The sequence below is a fragment of the Daejeonella rubra genome (genome assembly GCF_900103545.1).
Taxonomy (GTDB): Bacteria; Bacteroidota; Bacteroidia; order Sphingobacteriales; family Sphingobacteriaceae; genus Daejeonella; species Daejeonella rubra.
Map to the genome: position 1 here is coordinate 36291 of NZ_FNHH01000023.1, position 25655 is coordinate 61945.

25 protein-coding genes and 1 riboswitch are annotated in these 25655 nt (G+C 35.6%); of the genes, 13 read left to right on the forward strand and 12 right to left on the reverse strand.

From position 1 onward, the window contains the following. Positions 1-27: 27 nt before the first annotated feature. A complete protein-coding gene (locus BLR27_RS14035) occupies positions 28-1332 on the reverse strand; it encodes an O-acetylhomoserine aminocarboxypropyltransferase/cysteine synthase family protein (RefSeq protein ID WP_090705899.1) in 1305 nt (434 codons plus the stop codon). A gap of 251 nt (positions 1333-1583) precedes the next feature. Then, positions 1584-1690: riboswitch (SAM riboswitch) on the reverse strand. 126 nt (positions 1691-1816) lie between these two features. Beyond that, positions 1817-2947: a trans-sulfuration enzyme family protein gene (locus BLR27_RS14040; protein ID WP_090705901.1), complete on the reverse strand. Its 1131-nt coding sequence runs from the start codon at positions 2945-2947 to the stop codon at positions 1817-1819. Between the two features lie 191 nt (positions 2948-3138). Here BLR27_RS14040 and mqnE point away from each other — a divergent pair, with 191 nt between their 5' ends. From mqnE to BLR27_RS14055, 3 genes are read left to right on the forward strand one after another with little or no spacing between them, the layout of a single operon-like run. Then, a complete protein-coding gene (gene mqnE, locus BLR27_RS14045) occupies positions 3139-4332 on the forward strand; it encodes an aminofutalosine synthase MqnE (protein ID WP_090705903.1) in 1194 nt (397 codons plus the stop codon). Continuing rightward, the gene (locus BLR27_RS14050) at positions 4329-4958 is read left to right on the forward strand and encodes a histidine phosphatase family protein (RefSeq protein ID WP_090705904.1); all 630 of its coding nucleotides are present in this window, start codon (positions 4329-4331) and stop codon (positions 4956-4958) included. Before mqnE ends, BLR27_RS14050 begins: the two co-directional genes overlap by 4 nt. Beyond that, positions 4955-5674 carry a menaquinone biosynthetic enzyme MqnA/MqnD family protein gene (locus BLR27_RS14055; RefSeq protein ID WP_090705906.1) on the forward strand — a complete coding sequence of 240 codons (720 nt, stop codon included), beginning with the start codon at positions 4955-4957 and terminating at the stop codon, positions 5672-5674. The genes BLR27_RS14050 and BLR27_RS14055 overlap by 4 nt, the downstream gene beginning before the upstream one ends. Positions 5675-5684: 10 nt before the next feature. Here BLR27_RS14055 and BLR27_RS14060 read toward each other — a convergent pair whose 3' ends face one another. From BLR27_RS14060 to ribD, 4 genes are all read right to left on the reverse strand, one after another. Continuing rightward, positions 5685-6548, reverse strand: a complete 864-nt coding sequence (locus BLR27_RS14060; RefSeq protein ID WP_090705908.1) for a nucleoside phosphorylase — start codon at positions 6546-6548, stop codon at positions 5685-5687. Positions 6549-6666: 118 nt separating this feature from the next. After that, on the reverse strand, positions 6667-7269 hold the full coding sequence (locus BLR27_RS14065; protein WP_176767710.1) for an IMPACT family protein: 603 nt from the start codon (positions 7267-7269) through the stop codon (positions 6667-6669). Between the two features lie 5 nt (positions 7270-7274). Then, entirely contained in the window at positions 7275-8126 is an 852-nt protein-coding gene (locus BLR27_RS14070; RefSeq protein ID WP_090705911.1) for an EamA family transporter, read from the reverse strand. A 1-nt stretch (position 8127) separates the two neighbouring features. Next, complete coding sequence (ribD, locus tag BLR27_RS14075; protein ID WP_090705913.1) at positions 8128-9177, reverse strand: bifunctional diaminohydroxyphosphoribosylaminopyrimidine deaminase/5-amino-6-(5-phosphoribosylamino)uracil reductase RibD; 1050 nt, start codon at positions 9175-9177, stop codon at positions 8128-8130. A gap of 115 nt (positions 9178-9292) precedes the next feature. On the opposite strand from ribD, the gene prmC reads away from it, so the two are divergent. Both prmC and BLR27_RS14085 read left to right on the forward strand, forming a co-directional pair. Next, on the forward strand, positions 9293-10159 hold the full coding sequence (gene prmC, locus BLR27_RS14080; RefSeq protein ID WP_090705914.1) for a peptide chain release factor N(5)-glutamine methyltransferase: 867 nt from the start codon (positions 9293-9295) through the stop codon (positions 10157-10159). A gap of 49 nt (positions 10160-10208) precedes the next feature. Then, complete coding sequence (locus BLR27_RS14085; protein ID WP_090705916.1) at positions 10209-11261, forward strand: nucleoid-associated protein; 1053 nt, start codon at positions 10209-10211, stop codon at positions 11259-11261. A 2-nt stretch (positions 11262-11263) separates the two neighbouring features. Here BLR27_RS14085 and xerD read toward each other — a convergent pair whose 3' ends face one another. Continuing rightward, positions 11264-12163, reverse strand: a complete 900-nt coding sequence (gene xerD, locus BLR27_RS14090; protein ID WP_090705918.1) for a site-specific tyrosine recombinase XerD — start codon at positions 12161-12163, stop codon at positions 11264-11266. A gap of 41 nt (positions 12164-12204) precedes the next feature. Here xerD and aroQ point away from each other — a divergent pair, with 41 nt between their 5' ends. Next, positions 12205-12618, forward strand: coding sequence for a type II 3-dehydroquinate dehydratase (gene aroQ, locus BLR27_RS14095; protein ID WP_090705919.1), 414 nt, complete (start codon positions 12205-12207; stop codon positions 12616-12618). Here aroQ and BLR27_RS14100 read toward each other — a convergent pair. Together BLR27_RS14100 and BLR27_RS14105 are read right to left on the reverse strand one after the other, a co-directional pair. Beyond that, positions 12601-13629: a glycosyltransferase family 2 protein gene (locus tag BLR27_RS14100; protein ID WP_090705921.1), complete on the reverse strand. Its 1029-nt coding sequence runs from the start codon at positions 13627-13629 to the stop codon at positions 12601-12603. The genes aroQ and BLR27_RS14100 overlap by 18 nt on opposite strands. Then, positions 13622-14512: a lysophospholipid acyltransferase family protein gene (locus tag BLR27_RS14105; protein ID WP_090705923.1), complete on the reverse strand. Its 891-nt coding sequence runs from the start codon at positions 14510-14512 to the stop codon at positions 13622-13624. Before BLR27_RS14105 ends, BLR27_RS14100 begins: the two co-directional genes overlap by 8 nt. Before the next feature lie 106 nt (positions 14513-14618). Here BLR27_RS14105 and BLR27_RS14110 point away from each other — a divergent pair, with 106 nt between their 5' ends. The 5 genes from BLR27_RS14110 (at position 14619) to BLR27_RS14130 (ending at position 19550) form a co-directional block, all read left to right on the forward strand. After that, the gene (locus BLR27_RS14110; RefSeq protein ID WP_317040491.1) at positions 14619-15230 is read left to right on the forward strand and encodes a WbqC family protein; all 612 of its coding nucleotides are present in this window, start codon (positions 14619-14621) and stop codon (positions 15228-15230) included. Between the two features lie 2 nt (positions 15231-15232). After that, on the forward strand, positions 15233-16357 hold the full coding sequence (gene corA, locus BLR27_RS14115) for a magnesium/cobalt transporter CorA (protein WP_090705924.1): 1125 nt from the start codon (positions 15233-15235) through the stop codon (positions 16355-16357). A 98-nt stretch (positions 16358-16455) separates the two neighbouring features. Then, positions 16456-17805: a magnesium transporter gene (gene mgtE / locus BLR27_RS14120; protein WP_090705926.1), complete on the forward strand. Its 1350-nt coding sequence runs from the start codon at positions 16456-16458 to the stop codon at positions 17803-17805. 76 nt (positions 17806-17881) lie between these two features. After that, on the forward strand, positions 17882-18877 hold the full coding sequence (gene bioB, locus BLR27_RS14125) for a biotin synthase BioB (RefSeq protein ID WP_090705928.1): 996 nt from the start codon (positions 17882-17884) through the stop codon (positions 18875-18877). A 16-nt stretch (positions 18878-18893) separates the two neighbouring features. After that, entirely contained in the window at positions 18894-19550 is a 657-nt protein-coding gene (locus BLR27_RS14130; RefSeq protein ID WP_090705929.1) for a DsbA family protein, read from the forward strand. Here the strand turns inward: BLR27_RS14130 and BLR27_RS14135 are convergent. Further along, on the reverse strand, positions 19547-21661 hold the full coding sequence (locus tag BLR27_RS14135; protein WP_090705931.1) for an FUSC family protein: 2115 nt from the start codon (positions 21659-21661) through the stop codon (positions 19547-19549). The two genes, BLR27_RS14130 and BLR27_RS14135, sit on opposite strands and share 4 nt — an antisense overlap. A 1172-nt stretch (positions 21662-22833) precedes the next feature. On the opposite strand from BLR27_RS14135, the gene BLR27_RS18560 reads away from it, so the two are divergent. Together BLR27_RS18560 and BLR27_RS14145 are read left to right on the forward strand one after the other, a co-directional pair. Next, positions 22834-22977, forward strand: a complete 144-nt coding sequence (locus BLR27_RS18560) for a hypothetical protein (RefSeq protein WP_176767711.1) — start codon at positions 22834-22836, stop codon at positions 22975-22977. A 140-nt stretch (positions 22978-23117) separates the two neighbouring features. Further along, positions 23118-24464: a PhoH family protein gene (locus BLR27_RS14145; protein WP_245704528.1), complete on the forward strand. Its 1347-nt coding sequence runs from the start codon at positions 23118-23120 to the stop codon at positions 24462-24464. Positions 24465-24535: 71 nt separating this feature from the next. Here BLR27_RS14145 and BLR27_RS14150 read toward each other — a convergent pair whose 3' ends face one another. Together BLR27_RS14150 and BLR27_RS14155 are read right to left on the reverse strand one after the other, a co-directional pair. Further along, entirely contained in the window at positions 24536-24730 is a 195-nt protein-coding gene (locus BLR27_RS14150; protein ID WP_090705934.1) for a cold-shock protein, read from the reverse strand. A 211-nt stretch (positions 24731-24941) separates the two neighbouring features. Continuing rightward, the gene (locus tag BLR27_RS14155; protein ID WP_090705936.1) at positions 24942-25136 is read right to left on the reverse strand and encodes a cold-shock protein; all 195 of its coding nucleotides are present in this window, start codon (positions 25134-25136) and stop codon (positions 24942-24944) included. Positions 25137-25655: the final 519 nt, after the last annotated feature.

Below are 25655 nucleotides of genomic sequence, written 5' to 3' on the forward strand. Positions count from 1 at the left end.
TTCAGGAATGATAAAACAATAAATTAATTATTTTACAGAAGCGAACGCTTGCTCCAAATCTGCCTTAATATCATCGATATGCTCAATACCAACTGATACTCTTAATGAAGCTGGATTTACACCCGCAGCAATTTGTTCTGCATCACTTAATTGCTGGTGAGTAGTAGCACTAGGCTGAATGATCAAGGTTTTTGTATCTCCTACGTTTGCCAGGTGACTGATCAGTTTTAAATTATCAACAAACTTAATAGCTGCATCTTTTCCACCCTTGATCTCAAAAGAAAGGACAGCTCCAAAACCATTTTTCAGATATTTCTTGGCAAGAGCATGATTAGGGCTGCTGCTTAATCCGGGATAAACAACTTTATCAACCTGCGGATGGTTTTCAAGCCATTTTGCCAGTTCCAGAGCATTATCCACATGACGCTGAACGCGAAGCGACAGGGTTTCTATGCCCTGCAACAACAAGAATGAATTAAATGGAGACTGAGAAGGTCCAAAATCACGTAATCCTTCAACACGTGCACGGATGATGAACTGAATATTTCCAAAAGGACCGCCAATTCCGAATACACTATTGAAAACCAAACCATGATATCCTTCAGAAGGTTCAGTAAATTGAGGAAATTTGCCATTACCCCAATTGTAATTTCCTCCATCAACAATCACACCTCCAATACTTGTACCATGACCACCGATCCATTTTGTAGCAGATTGAACAACAACATTGGCACCATGTTCCAAAGGACGGAACAGGTAACCTGCTGCACCAAAGGTATTATCAACGATCAGTGGCAGATCGTGCTTTTTGGCAACTTCAGAGATCTTCTCGAAATCAGGAATACTAAAACTAGGATTACCAATTGATTCGACATAAATAGCTTTAGTTTTATCATTGATCAATGATTCTATGCTTTGTGAATCATCACCTTTTGCAAAACGAGCCTCAATACCAAGACGCTTAAATGCTACCTTAAATTGATTATATGAACCTCCATATAAATAAGATGAAGTCACAAAGTTATCTCCTGCCTGCAGAATATTGTTTAAAGCAATAAACTGGGCAGCCTGACCAGAGGAAACAGCCAGAGCGGCAACGCCGCCTTCAAGTGCAGCAATACGTTTCTCGAACACGTCAGTGGTCGGATTCATTAAACGAGTATAGATATTACCGAACTCTTTCAGAGCGAAAAGGTTTGCACCATGCTCAGAACTTTTAAAGACATAAGAGGTCGTTTGATAAATAGGTACTGCCCTGGAACCTGTTGTTGGGTCTACTTCCTGACCTGCATGTAATTGTAGTGTTTCAAATTTTAAGTTTTGTGCTGACATAATACTATGTTATTAGATATCGTGAATAATATTTTTTAGAAAAACAGGATATGAGTAAAACTCATCAATTGTTGTTTAAAGGGATTTCAAGAAGGTTTTTTGAAATGAGTACCTTAAAAACAATACATAGGGGGCATGCACATACAACAATATATCGTATCTGATAACCGGGAAAGATTTTGGGATTTGATTTTAATTTCCGCTTTGGGAAATACAGTGACTGCAGACTTTTCTTTTTTCATTTCAATATGTATTTATAGTTTCCCTCTCGGGACAGGAATTGGCACCTTCCCCGAAACCGATCGGGGGGTTGTCAGTGGGTCAAAGAGCCTGATCTCTCGCCACTTCTGTATAAATCAATAAAGCAATTTTATTGAAGACAGATTGATATTGCTACCAAATAATGTTTCAAATATATAGGGATATTCGTATTGAAACCAAATTAAATTTTTATTGAAAATGTAAATACTTGTATTACAGCATATTAATTTTTATTTATCTGACCCAAAGCCTGATTCAAATCTTCAATCAGATCCTCTGAATTCTCCAATCCAACAGAAACCCGAATTAAATTTTGAGGTGTTTTGGTATCCGGGCCTTCAATAGATGCTCTATGTTCAATTAAACTCTCTACACCTCCAAGGCTTGTGGCCTGAGTAAATATTTTTACTGAATTAACAACTTTACGGGCTTCATCAGATCCTCCTTTTACCAGAAAGGACAACATGCCGCCAAAAGAGCTCATTTGTTTTTTTGCGATCTCATGACCCGGATGATCCTTTAATCCCGGATAAAAAACCTTTTCAACCAGCTCATGCGAATCGAGGAAATTTGCCACAAGACCAGCATTCTCGGTATGAGCCCGCATTCGATAAGGCAAAGTTTTAATTCCCCGTACAGTCATGTAACAATCAAATGGGGCAGGTACAGCGCCTGAAAGTACCTGAACATTTTTGATCTTTTTCCAGAAGTCGTTATTTTCCCTGGTAGCTAAAGCACCGCCGATAACATCACTATGTCCGCCCAGATATTTAGTCGTAGAATGCATTACCAGATCACAACCCAGTTCAAGAGGACGCTGCAGCATTGGAGTACTGAATGTATTATCACAGACCACCATTATTCCATGTTCCTTTGCAATGTCAGTGATCGCTTTTATATCACATACCTTTAATTGAGGATTTGAAGGAGTTTCAATCCAGATTAACTTCGTATCAGTTTTAATAGCGTTTTTGACATCTGCTAAATTTGACAGATCAATAAAATCTACCTCGATAATTCCATTAAAAATCTGTAATAGCTGGTTACGAAGACCATGATACATATCATCAGGAGCAATTATATGTGCCCCAGGCCCCAGAGCCTGAAACACAGCGCCACCAGCAGCATTACCTGATGAAAATGCAGCTGCCTCTTCGGCACCTTCAAGTTTGGCAATTACATTTTCAAGTGATTTTCTATTTGGATTATCTGCTCTTGAATACATAAATCCCCCAGGATATCCACCATCTTCACCACGCTCAAAGGTGGTAGATAAAGTAATAGGCTGAATCGCAGCTTTGCTATGCTCATCTATTGTATTACCTGCGTGTATAGCGATGGTCTCGATCTTCATAATCAATCAATTTTAATATTATTTTCTTTAATTCAGGAGCAAGATAAATAAAGAATAAAAAATGATACCTGATTTTACCATTTTATTACAAATGAATGTATTTGCAGGGAAGATCAGTGCAAAAATAAATGCTTTTACAAGCAAATGATATTGAATGATGTACAATATTGTACTTTTACACAAATATTAAAATGAACGCTGAGACAAACTTAGACCTGCTAATACATGATTCAAATCTTTCTGCAGAACTTATAAATATTGCAGAAAAGGTAAGATCAAACCAACGTATTTCCTTTGATGAAGGTGTTTTACTTTATGAAAAGGCCGAATTAGGATATTTAGGTGTACTTGCCAACCATATACGCGAAAAACGTCATGGCGATAAAACCTATTTTAATAGAAATTTTCACATTGAACCTACCAATCTATGTATCTACGATTGTAAATTCTGTTCTTATTCAGTCCTGATCAAAGAAAGGTCTGAAGGTTGGGAATATACCATGGCAGAAATGCTTGATATCGTCAAAAAATACGATGGGCAACCAGTAACAGAGGTACATCTGGTTGGGGGCGTATTACCTCAATATGATCTGAAATTTTATTCAGAACTATTTACTGCGATTCATAAACACAGACCTGAACTTCATGTAAAAGCTTTAACACCTGTTGAATATCACTATATATTCAAAAAGGCTAAGATTGATTATGCTACAGGAATGAAATTAATGAAGGAAGCTGGTCTTGATTCCATTCCTGGTGGAGGTGCTGAAATTTTCGCTCCGGAGATCAGAGAAATAATTGCAAAAGATAAATGTACCGGCGAGCAATGGCTTCAAATTCATGAAGAATGGCATAAATTAGGGATGCGATCAAATGCCACCATGCTTTATGGGCATATTGAAGAATTTAAACATCGTGTTGATCATCTTGAGCAATTAAGGGCATTGCAGGATAAGACAGGAGGTTTTCAAACATTTATTCCATTAAAATTCAGAAATCAGGACAATCAAATGTCACATGTACCTGAAGTTTCGGTAGTTGAAGACCTAAGAAATTATGCCATTTCCCGAATATACCTTGATAATTTTGAACATATCAAGGCTTATTGGGCGATGATCAGCCGCAGTACAGCGCAATTGTCATTGAATTTTGGTGTAGATGATATTGATGGTACCCTGGATGATACCACAAAGATCTATTCAATGGCAGGTGCTGAAGAACAGCATCCGGCTATGAGTACCCAGGAATTGGTGGAGCTGATCAAACAAATTGGAAGACATCCTATGGAGCGGGATACTTTGTACAATGTGATAACAGACTACAACGATTTTCAATTCCCGGTAGAGGAAAAGCCTAAATATTATCAATTACCTGTAATCAATTGAAGAAAACAATCTATATAATCCGTCATGGTGAAACAGATCTGAACAAGCTTGGTATTGTTCAGGGCCGTGGGATGGATTCTGAATTAAATGAAAAGGGGAGAGAACAGGCCGAGGCATTCTACAGAGCCTACAAGCATATCCCATTCGACAAGGTCTATACTTCCACATTAAGACGAACTCATCAAACGGTTGAAAAGTTTATTGAGAATAATATTCCATGGACACAATATCCCGGATTGGATGAATTAGGTTGGGGAATCCATGAAGGACAAGAAAGTACTGAACAAATAAGATCTGATTTTCATAAGATCACTCAGGATTGGAAATCAGGTGAGCTTCATCACAAGTTTGAACGTGGTGAGAGTCCGCTGGATGTCAAAGAACGACAGTTAATAGTACTAGAGAAGTTAATTGAAGAAAATAATGATAAGAATATTTTGATCTGCATGCATGGTCGTGCCATGCGATTATTTCTTTGTCTATTGACCAATCAGCCACTTACCGAAATGGATACTTTTCCTCACTCAAATACAACCCTCTATAAGGTTGAATATGATGGAAAAGAATTCCATATTCTTGATTTTAATAACACAAACCATTTAGATTACCCATTCGATCAGTTTTGAATAAGATAAAAGTATCAGCTGTTTCCTATACCAATTCCAAACCTTTTGTATACGGAATAATGCATTCAGGCATCCTGAACCAAATTGAACTTAGTTTAGATATTCCTTCAGATTGCGCTATTAAACTCATTGAAAATAAGGTCGATATAGGTTTAGTTCCTGTTGCAGCTTTGCTTCATGTTCCTGATTATCATATCGTCTCAAATTATTGTATAGGCGCAGTTGGAGCAGTTGATTCGGTCTTCGTTTTTAGCAATAAACCAATATCTGAGATTAAAACATTACAATTGGATGCACAGTCACGTACCTCTAATAATCTTGCTAAAGTACTGCTCAAAAACTTCTGGAAAATCAATCCCGAATTTGTAGATCATGATCAGGCTGATGCTTTTGTATTAATCGGCGACAGGACTTTCGGAAAGAAAGAACAATTTTTATATCATTATGACCTTGCTGAAGAATGGTTTAATTTTACAGAATTACCTTTCGCATTTGCTGTTTGGGCATCCAATAAACCAATCCCGGAAGCCTTCAAACTGGCATTTAATACCGCATTAAAACTTGGACTTGATCATAGAGAAGATGTTTTAAAAACCCTGAATAAAGTAGAAAACTTTGATCTGGATGATTATCTGATGAATAAAATTGATTTCAATCTGGATGAAAATAAATTAAAAGCCATCAGTAAATTCCATCAGTTGATCAGAGAATTATAAAAACTAAACCTTAAAGTTTAGCTAATACCATTTGAATTGCCCCATCAATTATTTTGGCTGGATTAGAGGAAAATTCGAATTTTACTCTGCTGGCTAATATTGCATTAACGGATATAGCTTTATGACCCAGAGCCTTAGCCAACGCATAAATTCCTGCAGTTTCCATCTCCAGATTTGTAATTCTTTGTCTTCCGGAACTAAATGTTCTGAAAAGATCCACTAAACCGGGAAAGGCAGTTTTTGCCCGTACCTCTCTGCCCTGTGGAGAATAAAAGCCAGGTGCAGTAACTGTAATGCCTTTCAATAGATCTTTACCAATTGTTTCCAATAAACCATGATCAGCTGCCGTGATATAGGGTGTAATACCCTTTAAATGATGAAAATGTGACTTAACAGCATCGAGTAGTATACGCTCATCACCTGAAACCTCATGTACATAATACTGCATCAGGGCATCAAGTCCCAAACCAAATTCTGAAACTATAATACTTCCCATTGGTATATCTTCCTGAACTGCTCCCGAAGTACCAATTCGTATAATATCCAGGCTCTTCAACATATTATTTACCTGCCTTGTCTTAAAATCAATATTAACAAGTGCATCTAGTTCATTGAGCACTATATCAATATTGTCTGTCCCAATACCAGTTGAAAGCACTGTAATGCGTCTGGAACCTAGGTAACCTGTATGTGTAATAAACTCACGCTTACCTTTTTTTAGTTCAATTCGATCAAAATACCGGCTGACTTCAGAAACCCGGTCAGGGTCACCAACAGTTATCACAGTGTCAGCGATATCTTCAGGCAATAAATTAAGATGGTAAATGCTACCATCCTGATTTATAATTAAGTCGGCATTTGAGATTTGATTCATGCTTTGTTAATAATATTTAAACACAAATTTACCTGTATTTATCTTTATGAGCTAATCAGATTGTATTATCGGGGTTTTTAAACAAGTTTTATAGAAGAATATTTTGAAGGCTCTAAACTTAACCCTTCCACTTCAAACCTTCAATTTTTTCAAGTCTGCCAATAATTTTATTGACATGAGACTGCCTGATCTCTAGTTCAAAAGAACATTTAAGATCAAAACTCTGATTAAAGATCTTAAGATTTTCCTCCTTGATCACTTTCATAACTTCATTCATCGCTGGATGCCCAAATTCGATTTTAAAAATGAGGTCAACTGTCTTTTCCACAATCTCTGATTGATTAATGGCCTCAACAGTGGCAGTTTTATAGGCGTTTATCAATCCTGGAACACCTAATAAGGTGCCTCCAAAGTATCTTACTACAACAGCAAGGATATTTGTCAGATCATATGATAACAAGGTATTCAGAATTGGTCTTCCGGCAGTTCCTGATGGTTCTCCATCGTCATTAATACGAAAAATAGTTCGATCAGGGCTTAACCGCATAGCCCAGCAATGATGTCTTGCTTTAGGATGCATCGACTTTAACTCTGCAATAATATCTTTGATCTCAGCTTCTGAATGAATAGGGTACAGATAGGCAATGAACCTGCTGCCTCTATCTCTGAAGATTCCCTCAGATGGATTTAAAATAGTTTTAAATGTATCGTCAAACAGCATTATCCTTATTGGGCGTAATACAAGAAAAGAATGGATACCAGGGCAAATAGGATACCTGCGTAATTCAGGCGGCTAAGTTTCTCACGAAATATGAATACACCAACAGCTGATCCTAAGAGAATAACACCAATATTCATTGTTGAAAACACAAGAGATGGTTGTTTGGCCAAATCCTGATGTGCTTTCATGTAAAAAAGTATATTTCCAAAATTAGCGATCCCCAATATCCATCCACAGATCAAATTGATCAAAGTAAACTTCAATTTCCTGAAGAAATACAAATAAAGCAGATAAGAAAATGATAATACAAAGGCAATAATAAAAACAAGCAACAGCGATGAGGTGAATGGAATAGTCGTTGTTTTGGCTATTTGCTTGAATAAAGTGTCAATTATCCCCATCCCAATAAAAACAAGAACAGGATAGATCCAAAAGTTTTTTTTAGCATCAGTATCCTTTTGCCATGGAATTGAAAAAATAATGGCCAGGAAAGCAATGGAAATGCCAATGATCTTCATTACCGATTGTTCCTCATTAAATATCAGAAACGAAGCAAGAACCGGAATAAATAGCGATAATCTTTGTGCAATATCCGTTCTTACTATTCCAGTATATCTTATTGATAAAGCAAGAATTACAAAGAGAGTGGGCAGCAGAATTCCTAACATTACATAAACAGGGACGATATTTTCGCTCAACGAAGGTATTTCCGGCCTGTAAATTATCCAGGTAAGTAATCCGGCAATGGAGTAATTCCATGCTATTGCCTGCCTGTTATCAATATCATATCGCTTGGCCAGTTTAAGCAGAACTGAAACAAAAACACTAAAACAAACACTTATGAGTATAAAGATCATCTTATGTTTTATTATGCCAGATCTTTAAAATATCCGGACCAATATTCTGTACTTCACTTGCATTCCCCTTTAATTCCGGAGCTAAGATGCCATCCTCCCAGGTTTGCGGAGAGATAAATACTCTGGCCTCGTCCCATAAGCCAGACGCTAGGAATAAATTAAGCGTTTTACTGCCGCCCTCCACTATAAGTGACTGAATATCCATTAGATACAGTTGATAGGCGATAAGTTGTGGAAGTAAATTGTCAAAATCTTCAAGCTCCAGGTATTTTATCTTACCAACAATATCTGTTTTAATATTATTAAAAATGATGGTATTCTGGGTTTGGTCAAAAACATTTAGGTCTGTGGGTAATTCAAGTCTCCGGTCAATTACAATTCTCACCGGATCCCTGCCTGACCAATCACGGACATTCAACTTTGGATCATCTGCAAGAGCGGTATTCTTTCCAACCAACACAGCATCTTCCTCAGATCTCCAGCGATGGACCAATTGCTTAGCCTCCTTAGAACTGATCCATTTTTGAGATTGGTCTAAAGGGGAGAAGTATCCATTTGTCGTTTGTGCCCATTTCAGGATAATGTAAGGCCTCTGTTTTTGTATTCGTGTAAAAAAACGTTTATTCAGATCAAGGCATTTATCTGTCAATATATTCTCTATTACCTCAATACCGGCGTTCTTTAACTTTTCAATACCCTTACCATTTATCTGATCAAAGGGGTCCCTGCAACCAATTACAGCTCTTGGTATTTCATTGGAAATGATCAGATCAGCGCAGGGGGGTGTTTTTCCGAAATGAGAGCAAGGCTCAAGATTGACATAGATCGTAGATCGTTTGAGAAGTTCTTTTGCATTTGCATGGTTTTCAAATACATTTCTTATTGCATTAACTTCAGCATGTGCCTGACCGTAAGCCATATGATATCCTTCACCAATGATCTGATCATCACACACGATCACAGAACCTACCATTGGGTTTGGACTAACTGAACCTGCACCTAGTCGGGCCAATTCAATGCAGCGCTTTAAAAAAAACTGGTGTTGAACCATTCAGCAAAAATAGATATCAATAACAGAATTATGTCGTGCTTTGCAATTTTTAATTCTGTTATATAGAAAATGCTAAATCTGTGAAATTTTCAAGCTAATTGGTTTACTTTGCCCCATGACTTTCATAGAAGCAGAAAGAAAATTTATTGATGCATTATCTCCAATTTACGGACCTGAAGAAGCAAAAAGCCTTACATGGCTAAGCATCAGCTTTGTATGCAAGCTGGAGAGGGCAAAATATTTGAGTATAAAACAGGAGGAAATTCCTGCTGATGATGCCGAACAATTGTTTAAAATACTTGAACAGTTAATACAAGGCAGGCCATTGCAATATATTCTGGGTGAAACAGAGTTTTACGATCTGATATTTAAAGTAAATCCTGATGTACTTATTCCAAGGCCTGAGACAGAAGAATTGGTGGATTGGGCACTAATTACGATTCGGGCTATAAATGGTGAAACAGAAGTATTAAAAATCCTTGATATTGGAACAGGTAGTGCATGCATTCCTGTCTCTATTAAAAAATATATCCCTCTGGCTGATATTACAGCAATTGATATCTCTGAATCAGCCTTAAATACAGCCAGACAAAATGCGGATTTAAATCAAACTGATATTAATTTCGTTCATGATGATATTTTAAAACCATCCAATCTGGAATTGATCAATACAAAATATGATCTGATCTTGAGTAATCCACCATATGTAACAAATTCTGAAAAGGAACAAATGTTGGATAATGTACTAAAGCATGAACCTCATACCGCTTTGTTTGTACCTGACATTGATCCACTTTTATTTTATCGTGCTATCGCTGACTTTGCATTAAATCATTTAAAGAAAAATGGCTTTCTCTTTCTGGAAATAAACGAAAAATTTGGTCAGGAAACAGTAAAACTATTAAATGAGAAAGGTTTTATTGAGGTTGAGCTACGCCAGGATATGGGTGGGAAAGACAGAATGATCAGGGCAGTTTTATAATTCTATTCACAAGGTTTTCAAACCTAAATAATTCTATTGCATTTTAATTATGGTTACATATTTCGAAGCTACTCTGGCACAACTTTCTGTACATAGAGTAGGAAACAAAGGTTTAAATGAGTTTTATAGTTTGTCTGACAACACACTTCGTATCGAAGATGAGACCTTAAGGCGACTGCTAATGCAGTATTTTCTATCGCCTTTTGAAAAGGCCTATGAAGTATTTCGATTTACGCATTCAAGTGACGACCTGAACTTAAACGAGCTTTTTCACTTCAGTTCCATGATCTTTGATGATCAGTCTGCTTTTCATAACCTAAGCGGGCAGATCACAAAGCATTTGTTTAATATTTCCAATCACCCTAAAATTAAGTCAGGAGAGCTTTATATTGCTACATTCAGAGATATCCAGCTGGAAGGAGAATTGGTTGATGCGATCGGGATATTCAAATCTGAAACCAAGGAAAGTTATTTGAAGGTAAACCCTGAAGAGGGAGGCTTTGCACTATCTTATGAGGAAGATGCAATCAATATCACTAAACTTGACAAAGGCTGCCTGATCTTCAATTCTGAGAAGGAAGAGGGGTATAAAGTAATAGTAATTGATCAAACCAACCGTACTGACGCTGCATACTGGAAGGATGAATTTCTACAGTTAAAGATCAGAAATGATAGTTTCAATAAAACAAATATAACATTAGGGGTTTGTAAAGATTTTATCACTAACAAAATAGATGAAGATTTCGAGATATCAAAAGCTGACAAAATAGACCTTTTGAACAAGTCAATGAAGTATTTTAAGGAAAAAGGTAGTTTTAATTTAGATGAATTTTCAGAAGAAGTTATAGGAAACCCCAAAGCTATTGAATCCTTCAAAAATTTCAGCCGCGAATACAATGAAGAATTTGATGCAGGACTTGATCAGCCATTTGACATCTCAGGAGCAGCAGTAAAGAAGCAAGCAAAGGTCTTTAAAAGCATTTTAAAGCTTGACAAAAACTTTCATATCTACATCCACGGTAATAAAGATTTAATCGAAAAGGGATTTGATGAAGATAAATCCATGAATTTCTATAAGGTCTATTTTAAGGAAGAACAATAAAATTAGCTCCTTGGATGAAATTGGATGATCGTTTCTCTTAGATAATCGCGGTCTAAATGGGTGTAAATCTCCGTAGTAGTAATACTTTCATGCCCAAGCATTTCCTGAACAGCCCTTAAATCGGCTCCGCCTTCGATTAAATGGGTGGCAAATGAATGCCTGAAGGTATGCGGACTAATATTCTTTTTAATCCCTGCCTTTTCAGCCAGATCCTTTATAATAAGGAAAACCATGACCCTGGAGATTGGATTGCCTCTTTTATTCAGAAATACAAAATCTTCCTTTCCAGGCTTTACTGCTATATGGATGCGAATATCATCGATAAATAAACGCAGGAACTTGATCGCATCAGACCCAATAGGAACCAAACGCTCCTTATTACCCTTTCCCAGTATCTTGATAAAATCAATGTCGAGATAAAGATTGGATATCTTTAATCCGGTTAATTCAGAGACCCTTAAACCACAGCCATACAAAATTTCAAGCATGGCCTTATTTCGCATCCCTTCAGGCTTGGACAGGTCAATTGCCTCAATCATGCTGTTGATCTCCAGAATATTTAAGGTATCAGGCAATTTTCTGCTTGTTTTGGGACTTTCCAGCAGTGCAGAGGGATCGATGCTAATAATATTTTCAAGAACGAGATATTTAAAAAATGCCTTCAGACCTGATAAAACCCTTGCCTGAGTGGGAGGGAGCATACCCAGTTCATTTACCCAAACAAGGAAATCCTTCAGATCATTGCTTGAAATAGTTTTTAGTTCTTTTTTTACTGCCTTGCTTATAAAAAACTGCTGAAGTTTATCCACATCATGCAAATACGCTTCAATCGTATTTGCAGATAATGAACGCTCCAATCTTAAATATGATTTAAAGCCAGTAAGTCCTGATTGCCAGTCCAAAATATTTTTTAAGTTTGATTAATCTTTAAGAATAACGATCCATGAAAATACAGATAATTAACGGACCAAATTTAAACTTACTTGGCGTACGTGAGAAATCAATATACGGAGATAGTAGTTTCGAAACATATTTTGAAGAATTAAGATCCAAATACAGCATCATTGAGCTCGAGTATTTCCAAAGCAATGTAGAGGGAGAGATCATTAATAAACTGCATGAAGTTGGCTTTTCTTATGATGGAATTATTTTGAATGCCGGTGGTTATACCCATACTTCCGTTGCAATATCAGATGCAATTGCAGGCATCAATACACCTGTGGTAGAAGTACATATATCCAATATTTATGCCCGGGAAGAATACAGGCACATTTCACTTACCGGAAAAAACTGTAAAGGTGTATTAACAGGATTTGGACTGAACGGCTATCGCCTGGCACTAGAAAGTTTTCTTTAAACTGATAAAGGTTTTCTTCTTTCTAACAAAATACTGCCAGACTATACTTCCAGGATATAATCCCGCTTGATTAAGGCTTTTTTTAGAGATTTTCCTTGCTTTTAGGATGTTGCTGAATAAATTTCGAATGAAATAAACATGCGCCTTACTGATAGCGATTGCATTTTCAGGCTTTCCATCCATTAAATATTTTACCAAAGAAAGAAGATCCAACCAGAATCTGATAAAAATAATCAGGACAGCTCGTCCTGAAGGAAGGTTTTTCTGAAGTAATACAAGGTTGTTTCTGAAATTGAGATAGGTTTTAAAGGGACTTTCAGCATTTAAGGTGCCTCCACCGACATGATATACAGTCGATTCAGCACAGTACATGATCTTATAACCATTATTCTTTAAACGCCAGCACAGATCGATCTCTTCCATATGCGCAAAGAAATCTTCATCCAATCCATCCATTTCAAGCCATTTAGATCTTTTTATGAAAAAAGCAGCTCCTGATGCCCAAAAGATCTCTGAACTGTTGTCATACTGACCTTTATCCATTTCAACCGAATCAAATATTCTTCCTCTGCAAAAGGGGTAACCAAAAATATCTAGAAATCCACCGGCAGCCCCTGCATATTCAAAAAGCTGTTTATTGGCCTGGGATAGAATCTTGGGCTGTGCAGCTGCAATAGTGATGTCATTCTCCATTAAACGGATCACCGGCTCAATCCAACCCGGCTCCACTTCCACATCAGAGTTGAGCAATACAAAATATTCCTGATCAAGAGTACTCAAAACCTTATTATAACCACCGGCAAATCCATAGTTCTGATCATTAATGATGATTTTAATCTGTGGATAATTCTGCAGCAGATAGTCTACTGAATCATCAGTTGAGGCATTATCACCAACAATGATATCCAGATTAGGATAAGTACTGGCACAAACCGAGGGAAGGAACCTGCTTAAAAAATTCAATCCATTCCAGTTGAGAATCACTACAGCAACTCTTGGAAGATCAGTCATGTTGCATTTTTAAATTATCCGGACTAAATTTCCACCTTTTATGTGACCATAACCAATATTCCGGACTGATCCGAATAATATTCTCCAATTGACGGGTATGAATATTGGTAATTTCAAATTCCTGAGTTTGATTTGGAACCTCTACTAAATGTTTAATTGAACATTCATAATAACCTCTTTTAATTTTATTTATACTGAAATATATTACAGGATCATTTGTTCTGACAGCAATTTTTTCGACACCCAAAAATATTGCAGTTGGCTGATTCAGGAACCTTGTAAAATAATGTGATTCCTCACGTGGTGGAGTTTGATCGCCCACAAGAACCAATACATGAGGCTGACTTTTGTGTTCTATTATTTTTCTGAGGGTATGTTTCATTGGAACCATTATAGCACCAAATCTGGATCTCATTGAGTTGATGAGCTGTTCAAAACGCTTATCACTTAATGGCTTGTAAACAACAAGAACTTTCTGTTTCAATTCATATGCAGCTGCTAAAGGCCCCCATTCCCAGTTTCCATAATGACCTGAAACAGCTATTACCGATTTACCTGCATCGAAATAATTTGTCAATTCAGTTAAATTAGAGAACACAAAACGCTTCCTCAAAGTTTCCGGACTAATAGTAATTGTTTTTATTGATTCAAATATCAGATCAGCCAGGTGTTTGTAAAATCGTTTTTCAATTTTAAAACGTTCTTCTACTGTTTTTTCAGGAAAAGAATTTAAAAGATTTCGTTCAACAACCTTTCTTCTATATTTAAACACATAAAATAACAAAAGGTATAGAATGTCTGAAAGCAGATAAAGTATCCGGAACGGAAGTAATGATAGGAGGTATAGTAAAATTGAAATGATCTTGAAAAAAACTAGATTCATCTGATTATTTAGCTATGCGATATAATAGGTAAAGTTCATCAAGAACATTATTGCTGTATGAGTGTTAAATACTTAATTTCGGCATCTTTGCACAAACTTAACTTATATGATGGAAAAAGGCGCTGTATTCCCTTTATTTTATCTTCCTCCAATTGAATATTTCAGCAATCTATTAATTCATAAAGAAAATATTCTTTTTGAGAATGCTGAAAATTTTCAGAAACAAAGCTATCGAAACCGGGCAACGATTCATTCTCCAAATGGGAAATTAGATCTTATCGTACCTGTCATAAAAGGTTCTAAATCACATACTAAAGTAAAAGATGTTAGAATAAGTTATGACTTTCAATGGCAGCGTATGCACCTAATGAGTTTGCAGACATCCTACAGAAGTTCTGCCTATTTTGAATACTATGAGGACGATTTAAGTATATTTTTCGAAAAGAAATGGAATTTCTTATTTGACTATAATGAAGAAGTTATGAGTTTAATATTAAGATTCCTCAAGCTAAATATTCAATTTAAATACACTGAAACCTTTGAGAAATCTTATCAGGATCTTACTGATTTCAGAGATATCATTCACCCTAAGCATAATTCTCTAATACATTTCAAACCTTATTTTCAGGTTTTTGAAGAACGTAACGGCTTTTTTCCTAATTTGAGTATAGTTGATCTCTTGTTTAATCAGGGGCCGCAAAGCATAAAATATCTATAGAGATGTCAAAAATCAGGCGAATAAGGTTAAAAACAAAAAAATATATACCTGTTCCGGGTACTAGTCCTGGTTCAATTCAGTTATATGAAGATGCATTAAAGCCACAGATTACAGTTTATTCCTATAATTCGGATGAGTTTTATTCTGAAAAAATAAATAGTATCGATGAACTTGAAATACAAATTGAAAAACACAAAGAGCTACACAGGTGGATAGAGGTCAAAGGAATTGGTGATGCTGACCTGTTAACCTACATTGAAAAGAAGTTTAGTATTAATAAACTTGTAATAGAGGACATTGCCGACTGCAGGCAGAGACCTAAATTGGATGAATACGAAGATTATTTATTTGTAGTTAGCCGAATGCTCTATGTTGATGAACAACTTGAAATTGAAAATGAACAGGTTTCGTTTATATTATTTCCCAAATTACTGATCAGTTTCCAGGAAAATTATTCTAATAATATCTCACCTGTCATAAATCGATTAAAAGGAGGAAAAGGAAATATCAGAAGTGCTGGATCATCCTACTTGTTATATGCACTAAATGATCTCATTCTAGACAATTATTTCACTCTCATCTATAAACTTGGAGATGAACTTGAAACAATTGAAGAGTTATTATACCGAAGAGCTGATAAATCACTCATGTTTCAGACTCAAAACATTAAAAGGGAGATGATCAGCATTAGAAGGGCTGCTTGGCCAGAACGAGATAAGATCAATGACATGATCAGGAGTGATTCTAAACTTATTGGTAAAACTTCAAGAACCTATCTAAAGGATACTTATGATCATACCATGCAGATCATTGATTTGATTGAAAACTATAAGGATCTCACAACCAGTCTTATTGATATGAACTTAACACTCATAAGCCAGCGTATGAATGAGATCATGAAAGTACTTACAATTATTTCATCTATTTTTATACCTCTAACATTCATTGCAGGTGTTTATGGGATGAATTTCGCCATTGAAGATCCCAAAACAGGTAAATTTCTGAATAATAATATGCCCGAACTGTACAATGAAAATGGATATCTGTATACAATGGGAGGGATGCTCATCATTGCCATTGCACAAATGATCTATTTTTGGCGTAAAGGATGGCTTAATAAAAGCTGATCTATAAAACAGGTAGTTTTCAAGATTTTTCTGCAATTGGATGATCTTCAAAAGACAAAAATCAATCATTTCTCATCTCAATTTCCTACTTTTAACAAATGCAGTCTTTTGAGCTAGATAAATCAGATCTTTTAAAGATCAAGCGTGCCCTGGAAGAGGACGATGCTGCTTTGAAAGAACTTATTTCTGAATATCACCCATCAGAAATTGCAATTCTCTTCGAAAGTTTATCCCAGGAATCAAGGGAAAGAATAATCAGCATTTTACCTGCTGAATTAGCCTCTGAGGTTATTTCCGAGATGGATTCTGAATTTCATCCCGAGAAGCTTCTGGAAAACCTGCATCCGGAAAGACGTTCAGAAATAGTTGAAGAACTGGATTATGATGATGCAACAGATATTATCAGCCAGTTGCCTGAAGAACAGCAGCGTGAGATCCTTCAGGAACTTGATGAAGAAGATGCTTCCAATATTCGTTCTTTACTAAAGTACGAGGAAGATACTGCCGGTGGTTTGATGAATACTCAGGTGATCAAGATCAATGAGTATTTAATAAAAAAAGACGCCATAGAAGAGATTATCCACCAATCTGAAGAGATGGAGGAGTTCTATACCATTAATGTAATTAATGATCAGAATATATTACTTGGTATTGTATCCTTAAAGGATATTATTAAAGCCCGTAACAATGTCAGAATCAAAGAATTAATTAAATCCGATTTTGTTTATGTTAAAGCCGATACTGATCAGGAAGAAGTAGCCAAATTAATTTCTCAATATAATCTTACCAGTATTCCGGTTGTGGATGATGAAATGCATCTATTGGGACGAATAACCTTCGATGATGTGATCGATGTTATGGAGGAAGAAAATACCGAAGATATATTAAAGATATCAGGGGTATCAGAGGATGAAGAACTTGCAGGAAACTGGAAGGAAGCTGTTAAAAGTCGTTTACCATGGTTGGTTTTAAATCTTGGAACTGCTTTTTTAGCAGCATCGATCATTCGTTATTTTGACAGCACAATTGCAAGCTTGGGAGTCCTTGCCGGCTACATGGTAATTATAGCCGGTATGGGAGGAAATGCAGCTACACAGGCTCTTGCAGTTACGGTAAGGCGTATTTCATTGAACGACCTTTCTGATAATCAGGCTTACAGAACAGTTTTGAAAGAATTTACAGTTGGGTTGATCAATGGTGCAACAATTGGCTTTATCGTATTTTTATTTGCCTTATTTTACGATCAGAATCCAATGCTGGGAATTGTTATTTTCATCGCCATGACAGGAAATCTGATCATTGCAGGGATAGCTGGATCTGCTATACCTCTGGTTCTTAAAAGAGTTGGAATTGACCCTGCAATAGCTTCATCTATAATAATAACCACTTTTACCGACGTATTTGGATTTCTATTACTCTTAGGTTTAGCCAGTAAGCTTATCTTATAATTTATTGAACCTTTGATTTTCAGCCTTACTATTTTATTTTAAATTTGCTCATCGTTTTAAAAAGCGGAATAACTCTATGACTGAGATCAGAAATAACTGGACAAAAGAAGAAATTGCAGAAATATATCATAGTCCTCTGCTCGATTTAGTGTATCGCGCAGCAACCGTACACAGAGAGAATAAAGATTACTCTGAAGTTCAGATAAGCAGTCTTTTGTCCATAAAGACCGGCGGTTGCCCTGAAGATTGTTCGTATTGCCCGCAAGCAGCAAGATATCATACAGATCTGGAGGTTCAGGCCTTAATGTCAGTTGAACAGGTAACAGAAGCCGCTAAAAAAGCCAAAGATGCCGGTGCCTCTCGTTTATGTATGGGAGCAGCATGGCGTGAAGTAAGAGATAATCGTGATTTTGACAGAGTAATTGAAATGGTTAGTTCTGTAAATGCCCTAGATATGGAGGTTTGCTGTACCCTGGGTATGCTTACAGAATCTCAGGCCCAGCGATTAGCTGATGCAGGACTATATGCTTACAATCATAATTTAGACACTTCTGAAGAAGATTATAAGCGTATTATTACTACCAGGACTTATGATGATCGTTTAAAAACTATTGATAATGCACGAAAAGCGAAACTTACAGTTTGCAGTGGAGGTATCATCGGATTAGGAGAAACAGTTGAAGATAGGATCTCCATGCTTAAAACATTATCAAATATGTCAAAGCACCCGGAATCTGTACCTGTTAATGCGCTGGTTCCGGTAAAGGGAACACCTTTAGCAGATCAACCTCGTGTATCTGTATGGGAGATGGTGAGAATGATTGCAACAGCAAGAATTATAATGCCTAAAACAGTGGTACGTTTATCCGCTGGCAGAACTGAAATGAGCCTGACCGATCAGGCATTTTGTTTTATGGCAGGTGCAAATTCCATATTTGCCGGCGACAAGTTATTAACCACGCCTAATCCTTCATTTAATGAAGATATGCAGATGTTTGAATTACTGGGTTTAAAGCCCCGTGAAGCATTCAAAAATGGGCGTCCTGTAAAAGAGGCTATACAAACGGTATAATTCTATTAAAAAGGCCATGAATAAGCCATTAAGAATCATTTATGTATATGACGCATTATGTGGCTGGTGCTATGGATTTAGCCAGGTTATAATGGAATGTTTCGATAAACATAAAGATGATTTTGAATTCGAGGTCCTCAGTGGTGGTATGATGATAGGGGATAAGGTTGGATCAATTAATAAGATCGCTCCATTTATTAAATCAGCTTATCATTCAATTGAAAGAACTACGGGAATTAAATTCGGAGAACCCTATCTGAGACATTTGGAAGAAGGCGCTATGATTCTTGACTCAGAAAAGCCCTCTATCGCACTTTCCGTCTTTAAGCTTTACCTTCCGGATCTGTCAGTACCATTCGTCCATGATCTTCAAAATGCTATTTATTTTGATGGGAAAAACCCAAATGATTATGATTTATATCGATATCTGGCAGTCAACTTTGGTATTGATCCGGACGAATTTGAAGCGAAAATGAATCTGGATACATCAAAAGAGGCTGCATATTATGATTTTGCATTAGTAAAGCAATTGCGGGTTGAATCTTTTCCAGCAGTTTTGATACAAACATCTGACACAGGATTTTACCTGATCGCAAAAGGATTTACTGATTCTGATACACTTGAATTAAGAATAAGTAATGTATTAAAAGAAATAAAGGAATCAGAAAACTAAGCCTGACTTAGTTTTTGAATATCCAAAATGAGCTTATGAACAAGTTCCAATTGTTCTGATAATAATTTTGCTTCACTTGACTGAATTATCTCTGATTTCACTTCAGTGACTGAGATTTCCAATTCATTAAAATCCGGAGAATCCATCTTTTTAATTACTTCAGATAAAGTATATAAAGACTTACGAATCAATTTAATATGATTAGAATCTACCTCTAATGAATTTGCCTGATGGAGATTGGTCATCAATGTTGCTATGTAGGATGATAGCATATGGTTGAGAACCACAAACTTGTGATATTCCTTAATATTTTGCTGCTTACTTTTTGGCTCAGTCAACATTCGCTGGAAAGCACTTCCAAGGTTTGCTGAACTTACATACACATCTTTTCGGGCAAGTTTATAAGAAATTACATCAGATTTTTTTCCTGACAGCTCTTCAGCAACATTATGAAGATAATGATAGTTTGCTATCAATACCTCGCGCATAAAATTCTTAAACTGGTAATATTCCCAGTTTGGCAATACTACATAACTTGAAAAGAATGCAATGAATGATCCAATCAATGTATCTACCATTCGTTCTTTTGCAATGTTCAAATTATTTTCTCCAAGAAAACTAAACAGGATCAAAATATATGGTGTCATAAACAGGACACTGACAGTGTAGTTTATACGCTGGGAGCTATAAGTACCTACCATAAAGATCAGGAGAAATACAAACAGGATCGTTTGGTCATCCACATATATTAAAATTAATGCGCCCGCTATTCCACCTATGAATGTTCCTATAAGGCGTTCTACATTTCGTTGCCTGGTAAGGCTATAAGCAGGCTTTAAGATAACCAGAAGGGTTAAAAGTATCCAGTAACTGTGATGTCCAACAGGAAATAGCTTAGAAACCAAAAATCCAATCAAAAACATCAACGAAACCCGCACTGAATGACGGAATATAGATGATTTGGGACTTAGGTTTTCATTTAATTTATGAAGATCAAAGTCTTCATGAGAAACAAATTTGCTATAATCCACATCATTCTGACCGGAAAGCTGTTTTTGATTGAAATAACTATATATTTTTTCAACCCGGTTGATCATATTCCTTACATTGATCAGGATCTTTTTAAGTACCAAACCATTAATACCCAGTTCTTCAACCTGGTCAATGCTCGATTTTAATTTTTCAAGTTCAGGTTTAAAATCGTGCAGCCTGATGGGTTTTTCATTGCTAATTATGTAATAGCTTAGGTTTTCCAGTTCTTCAGCAAGCTTTAGTATTATTTTATTGAACTCATTAAGCGACTCTGTTTTACCGAATGTATTGCGAATGGCCTGATAATCATAATGTGTGGCCATCGTCTGTTCGAATAGATCAACAATATCTACAAAAACAAGAATGAGCAGTCTGCCCAAATGAGTCGACTCCCTGATCATTAATCTGGTCTTAAAGAGGAGTTCTCTTAAAGAATCCTGATGCTCATGTACCAGCACTTGCTGAGAAATAAGCTTTTTATAATTTTCATCAAAATCACTATCCGTATTATAAAATTCGGCTTTCAGTTTCACATATGTTGAAACATCCCTTATACATTCACCCAAAGCCTGTTGTGTTAACCTGTATGGCCGTATCTGGGATAATGAAATACTCAGAAGCATATACCAAATTCCCCCCGTCAGAATATATAGAGCATGGCCCCAAACTCCATTATCCTTAATAACATCTTCATCAATTGTTAGTATCATGATCAGCAAAGCAGCAGTACCGATTGATGAAGCCCTGTTTCCATAAACTGAAAACATGGAAAAGAAAAAAGATAACAAAACTATCTCAATTCCTATAAGAATGGGGTATTTATTAATTAGACCTGTTAATACAGCTGTACTGAAAACGAAAATAGTGCAATAAAGCATTCCATTTCGTTTATGGTTTATCGGACCCTGGTTATCGGCAATACTTGTACAGACAGCACCTAAGGAAATAGTTAGTCCAATGGATAATAGGTCTAGCTGATAAAAAATCAGAGAGGGGAGAAGTACACCAAATGTGATTCTAAGGCCATCAGAAAAGTATTGACTAAAAATAAATGTCTTTATTTCTCTGGATTGTTTCATTTTACCTTGAATAACATGAATATTCCCTGTAAAAATACTTATTCTGAAATTATGCTTTGTTAAACAACGTTCATTTTAAGATAATTTTTAAAATTTATAATTTAAAAGAATATTATACTCCGTGAACTATGCAATCAAAAATTGAAATCCAGTCAAATTGTGAATAAATAAAATAAAATTGAAATGTTAATAAGTACACAGATTATTGACTAATTAATTATAAATCAATAAATTACAAGATAATTTCATGTTAGTAACGCACAATAAATTGTGAAAATAATGTGGGAAATAAAGACGATTTTTTCTTGATGGAGGCCAGTTTTCACCGTAAATTAGTATTGTTAAGTCGGAAGTTCTTTGATAGCCTGAAACAATATCCTTAAATCCGAAGCTCTCGGGCTTCATCAGATTCTGGATAATTTAATTTTCAATTCAGACCGGAAATCGTGAGATCATGGCTGGAAGACAAAATCTAAAAGACAGGCGTTACCTATGTTGTAAACATTCTACGGAACGGATGCAATGATAAAGTAAAAGGCTACGGATTCTGAAAGTTTGAAAAAACTGAAGAGACGAACCGATTAAAGTAAATAAGGCTTAATACTTTTAGCAATTACGATTGCGAAAAAGTTGAAACGGAGATCCCAATCGCAAGAGTAAGGTCTCCGTTTTCTTTTTATCCAAAAATCTGATCCATTTTTTTCAAATTCCTATTCTCCGTTAAGCGGATCAGTGGATCATGCCCCATTTTTGGGTCTGAGTAAATCCATTTAAAATTATCAGGATTAAACATTTCCCTGATGACTGCGCCAGGATAATATTATTATCGGTACCTACTTTTTCGTGCGTTATATAAGCCTAATAAAAATTGAATCTCAGGACTTTTGTGCAGAAAAAGAAAATTATCAATTGTTAATAAACCTTTCCAATACACTGTATACTATTAATAATCAATTTATTATCAAATATATTCATGTTAATAATCCATTCGATATTGTGAAAAAACTGTGTGTAATAAAGATATTTTTTTCTTGACAAAGGCCTGTTTTCACCGTAAATTAGTATTGTTAAGTCGGAAGTACTTTGATAGCCTGAAACAATATCCTTAAATCCGAAGCTCTCGGGCTTCATCAGATTCTGGATAATTTAATTTTCAATTCAGACCGGAAATCGTGAGATCAAGGCTGGAAGACAAAATCGAAAAGACAGGCATTACCTATATTGTAAACATTCTATGGAATGGATGCAATGATAAAGTAAAAGGCTACGGATACAGAAAGTTTGAAAAAACTGAAGAGACGAACCGATTAAAGTAAATGAAGCTTAATACTTTTAGCAATTACGGTTGCGAAAAAGTTGAAACGGAGATCCCAATCGCAAGAGTAAGGTCTCCGTTTTCTTTTTTTATATAATTTCCAATTAAACCTTCCATCGATTTTCTTTAATTTTATATCAAATGACAAAAGATAATTCAATGGATACCCGAGGTAAGATCTTTGTTCTGGATACATCAGTGATTCTTTATGACCATGATGCATTACAGAACTTTAAAGAGCATGATGTAGCAATCCCTATCCAGGTACTGGAAGAGTTGGATAATCTTAAAAGTGGAAACGATACCCGTAACTATGAGGCAAGAAGCTTTATAAGGCTCATGGATGAAATATCCAGAAATAACCTGATCAATCAATGGCTGCCATTAAAAGGGAAGGGTAGAGGCAAGTTTAAAGTTGTTATGGATGATATTCCAGGTACAACCGATGCAGAGAAGATTTTTGGTGAAGGGAAATTTGATCATAGAATATTAAATGCAGCATTGAGCCTGCAGGAACAATATCCTGCAAAAAAGATCATACTTGTCTCAAAAGACATTTGTTTAAGATTAAAAGCGAAAGCATTAAACCTGTATTCGGAAGATTATGAGACCGGCAAGGTTAAAAATGTAGAAGAACTATATACCGGTAAAACAATCATTGATAAAATACCGAATAAGTTATTGGATGAATTAATAAAAAAGAAGGTTTTACCTATATCAGCCATCGGAATTAAAATTATTCATGATAATAATTTCTATATACTGAACGGGAAAAATAAAACTGTCGGAGCCTATTATGATTATAAAAGATCAGAGTTCATATATATCCCAAATCAGGCAGTTTATAATATTGAACCCAGAAATCCTGAGCAAGCATTTGCAATTCATGCTTTGTTAAATCCAGCAATTAAACTGGTAACTATTCAAGGTAATGCAGGAACTGGTAAAACGCTGCTTGCATTGGCCAGTGCTCTGGAACAAAGAAAGAACTACAGGCAGATCTTTGTCACAAGACCTATAGTGCCATTAAGTAATAAAGACATAGGATTTCTGCCCGGAGATGTTAAATCAAAAATTGATCCTTATATGGCTCCTATTTGGGATAACCTTAAATTTATTAAGGATCAGCTTGGGGATGATGAAAAGGGACAGGCTAAAATAGATGAGCTGGTAGCTACTGAAAAGATATCAATTGCACCTTTAGCATATATCAGAGGAAGAACTTTAACCAAAATATTCTTTATTGTTGATGAAGCCCAAAATCTGACTCCTCATGAAATTAAGACCATTATTTCGAGAGCGGGAGAGGAGACTAAAATTGTATTTACCGGTGATATCTATCAGATTGATACTCCTTATCTGGATGCTGAGAGTAATGGTTTGTCATATTTGATAGACAAGGCTAAAAATCATCCTTTATATGCTCATATAACTCTTCAAAAGGGGGAACGTAGTGAACTTGCCAATCTGGCAAATGATCTTTTGTAATTAAATTTGTTGTTAAACGAGAAAAGCATACCTCAGGGTATGCTTTTCTTAGTTAAATGCTCTATGCTGATTTATCCAACAACTTTCACATTAACGGCGTTAAGGCCTTTTTTACCATTCTCTACTTCATATTCAACACTATCGTTTTCGCGAATTCGATCAATAAGACCTGATGAATGAACGAAAACTTCAGAGTCACCATTTGAAGGGACAATAAACCCAAACCCTTTACTTTCATTGAAAAATTTTACAGTACCTGATTGCATTGTGTTTTTTATTTAATTGTATAATATTACAAGATACTCAAATAGATTGAAAATCAGTAAATATCACTATAATCTATGAACTGTTACAGGTCAGAATTAGGAACGAAAGTTCCATTGAACCAATCTTTGATTAAATTTAATTAAGATTTGTTGTAAACAAGAAAAGCATGTCTCACGACATGCTTTTCTATGTTCAATGATTTATGTTGATTTAGTAAACAACTTTCACATTAACAGCGTTAAGGCCTTTTTTGCCACGCTCAACTTCATATTCAACCTTATCGTTTTCACGAATTTGATCAATTAGACCAGATGAATGAACGAATACATCTTCACTACCATCTGCAGGAACGATGAATCCGAACCCTTTAGTTTCATTAAAAAATTTTACTGTACCTTCTGACATTGTTTTATTTTTAAATATATAATGTGCAAATGTACTCAAATAGATTGAAAACAAAAAAAAAGTAAATGAAGCATGTATTTCTGGTAAACTAAATGCATAATGTGCCTCTGGACTATCCTAAGGAATGAAATATCAGAACAATAACATAATCAAATAAAATATTAGTGATGTAAATTGAATCTTCAAGTTTCTTAATAACAACATTTACACCTTTTTTGCATCATATAATTTGGCATTTTAGCAATTATTCAAAAGATTCAATAGTAATGTCTGTTTTTGTAAGGAAGGATTACAGATGATATACTTTACCTAAGTTCAGGATAAATTGAACAGATATTTTATAATTTTACAATTGTCTTATAATTAATATTATGTTAAATAGATATTGAAATTAAAATCATAGTTATAAAATACTAACAAAAAAGAGGCTGTCTCAAAAGGACAGCCTCTTTTTTATGGAATAAATATACAAGTTAATTTGCATAATATATTGATAATCAGTATATTGATGTATGAAAA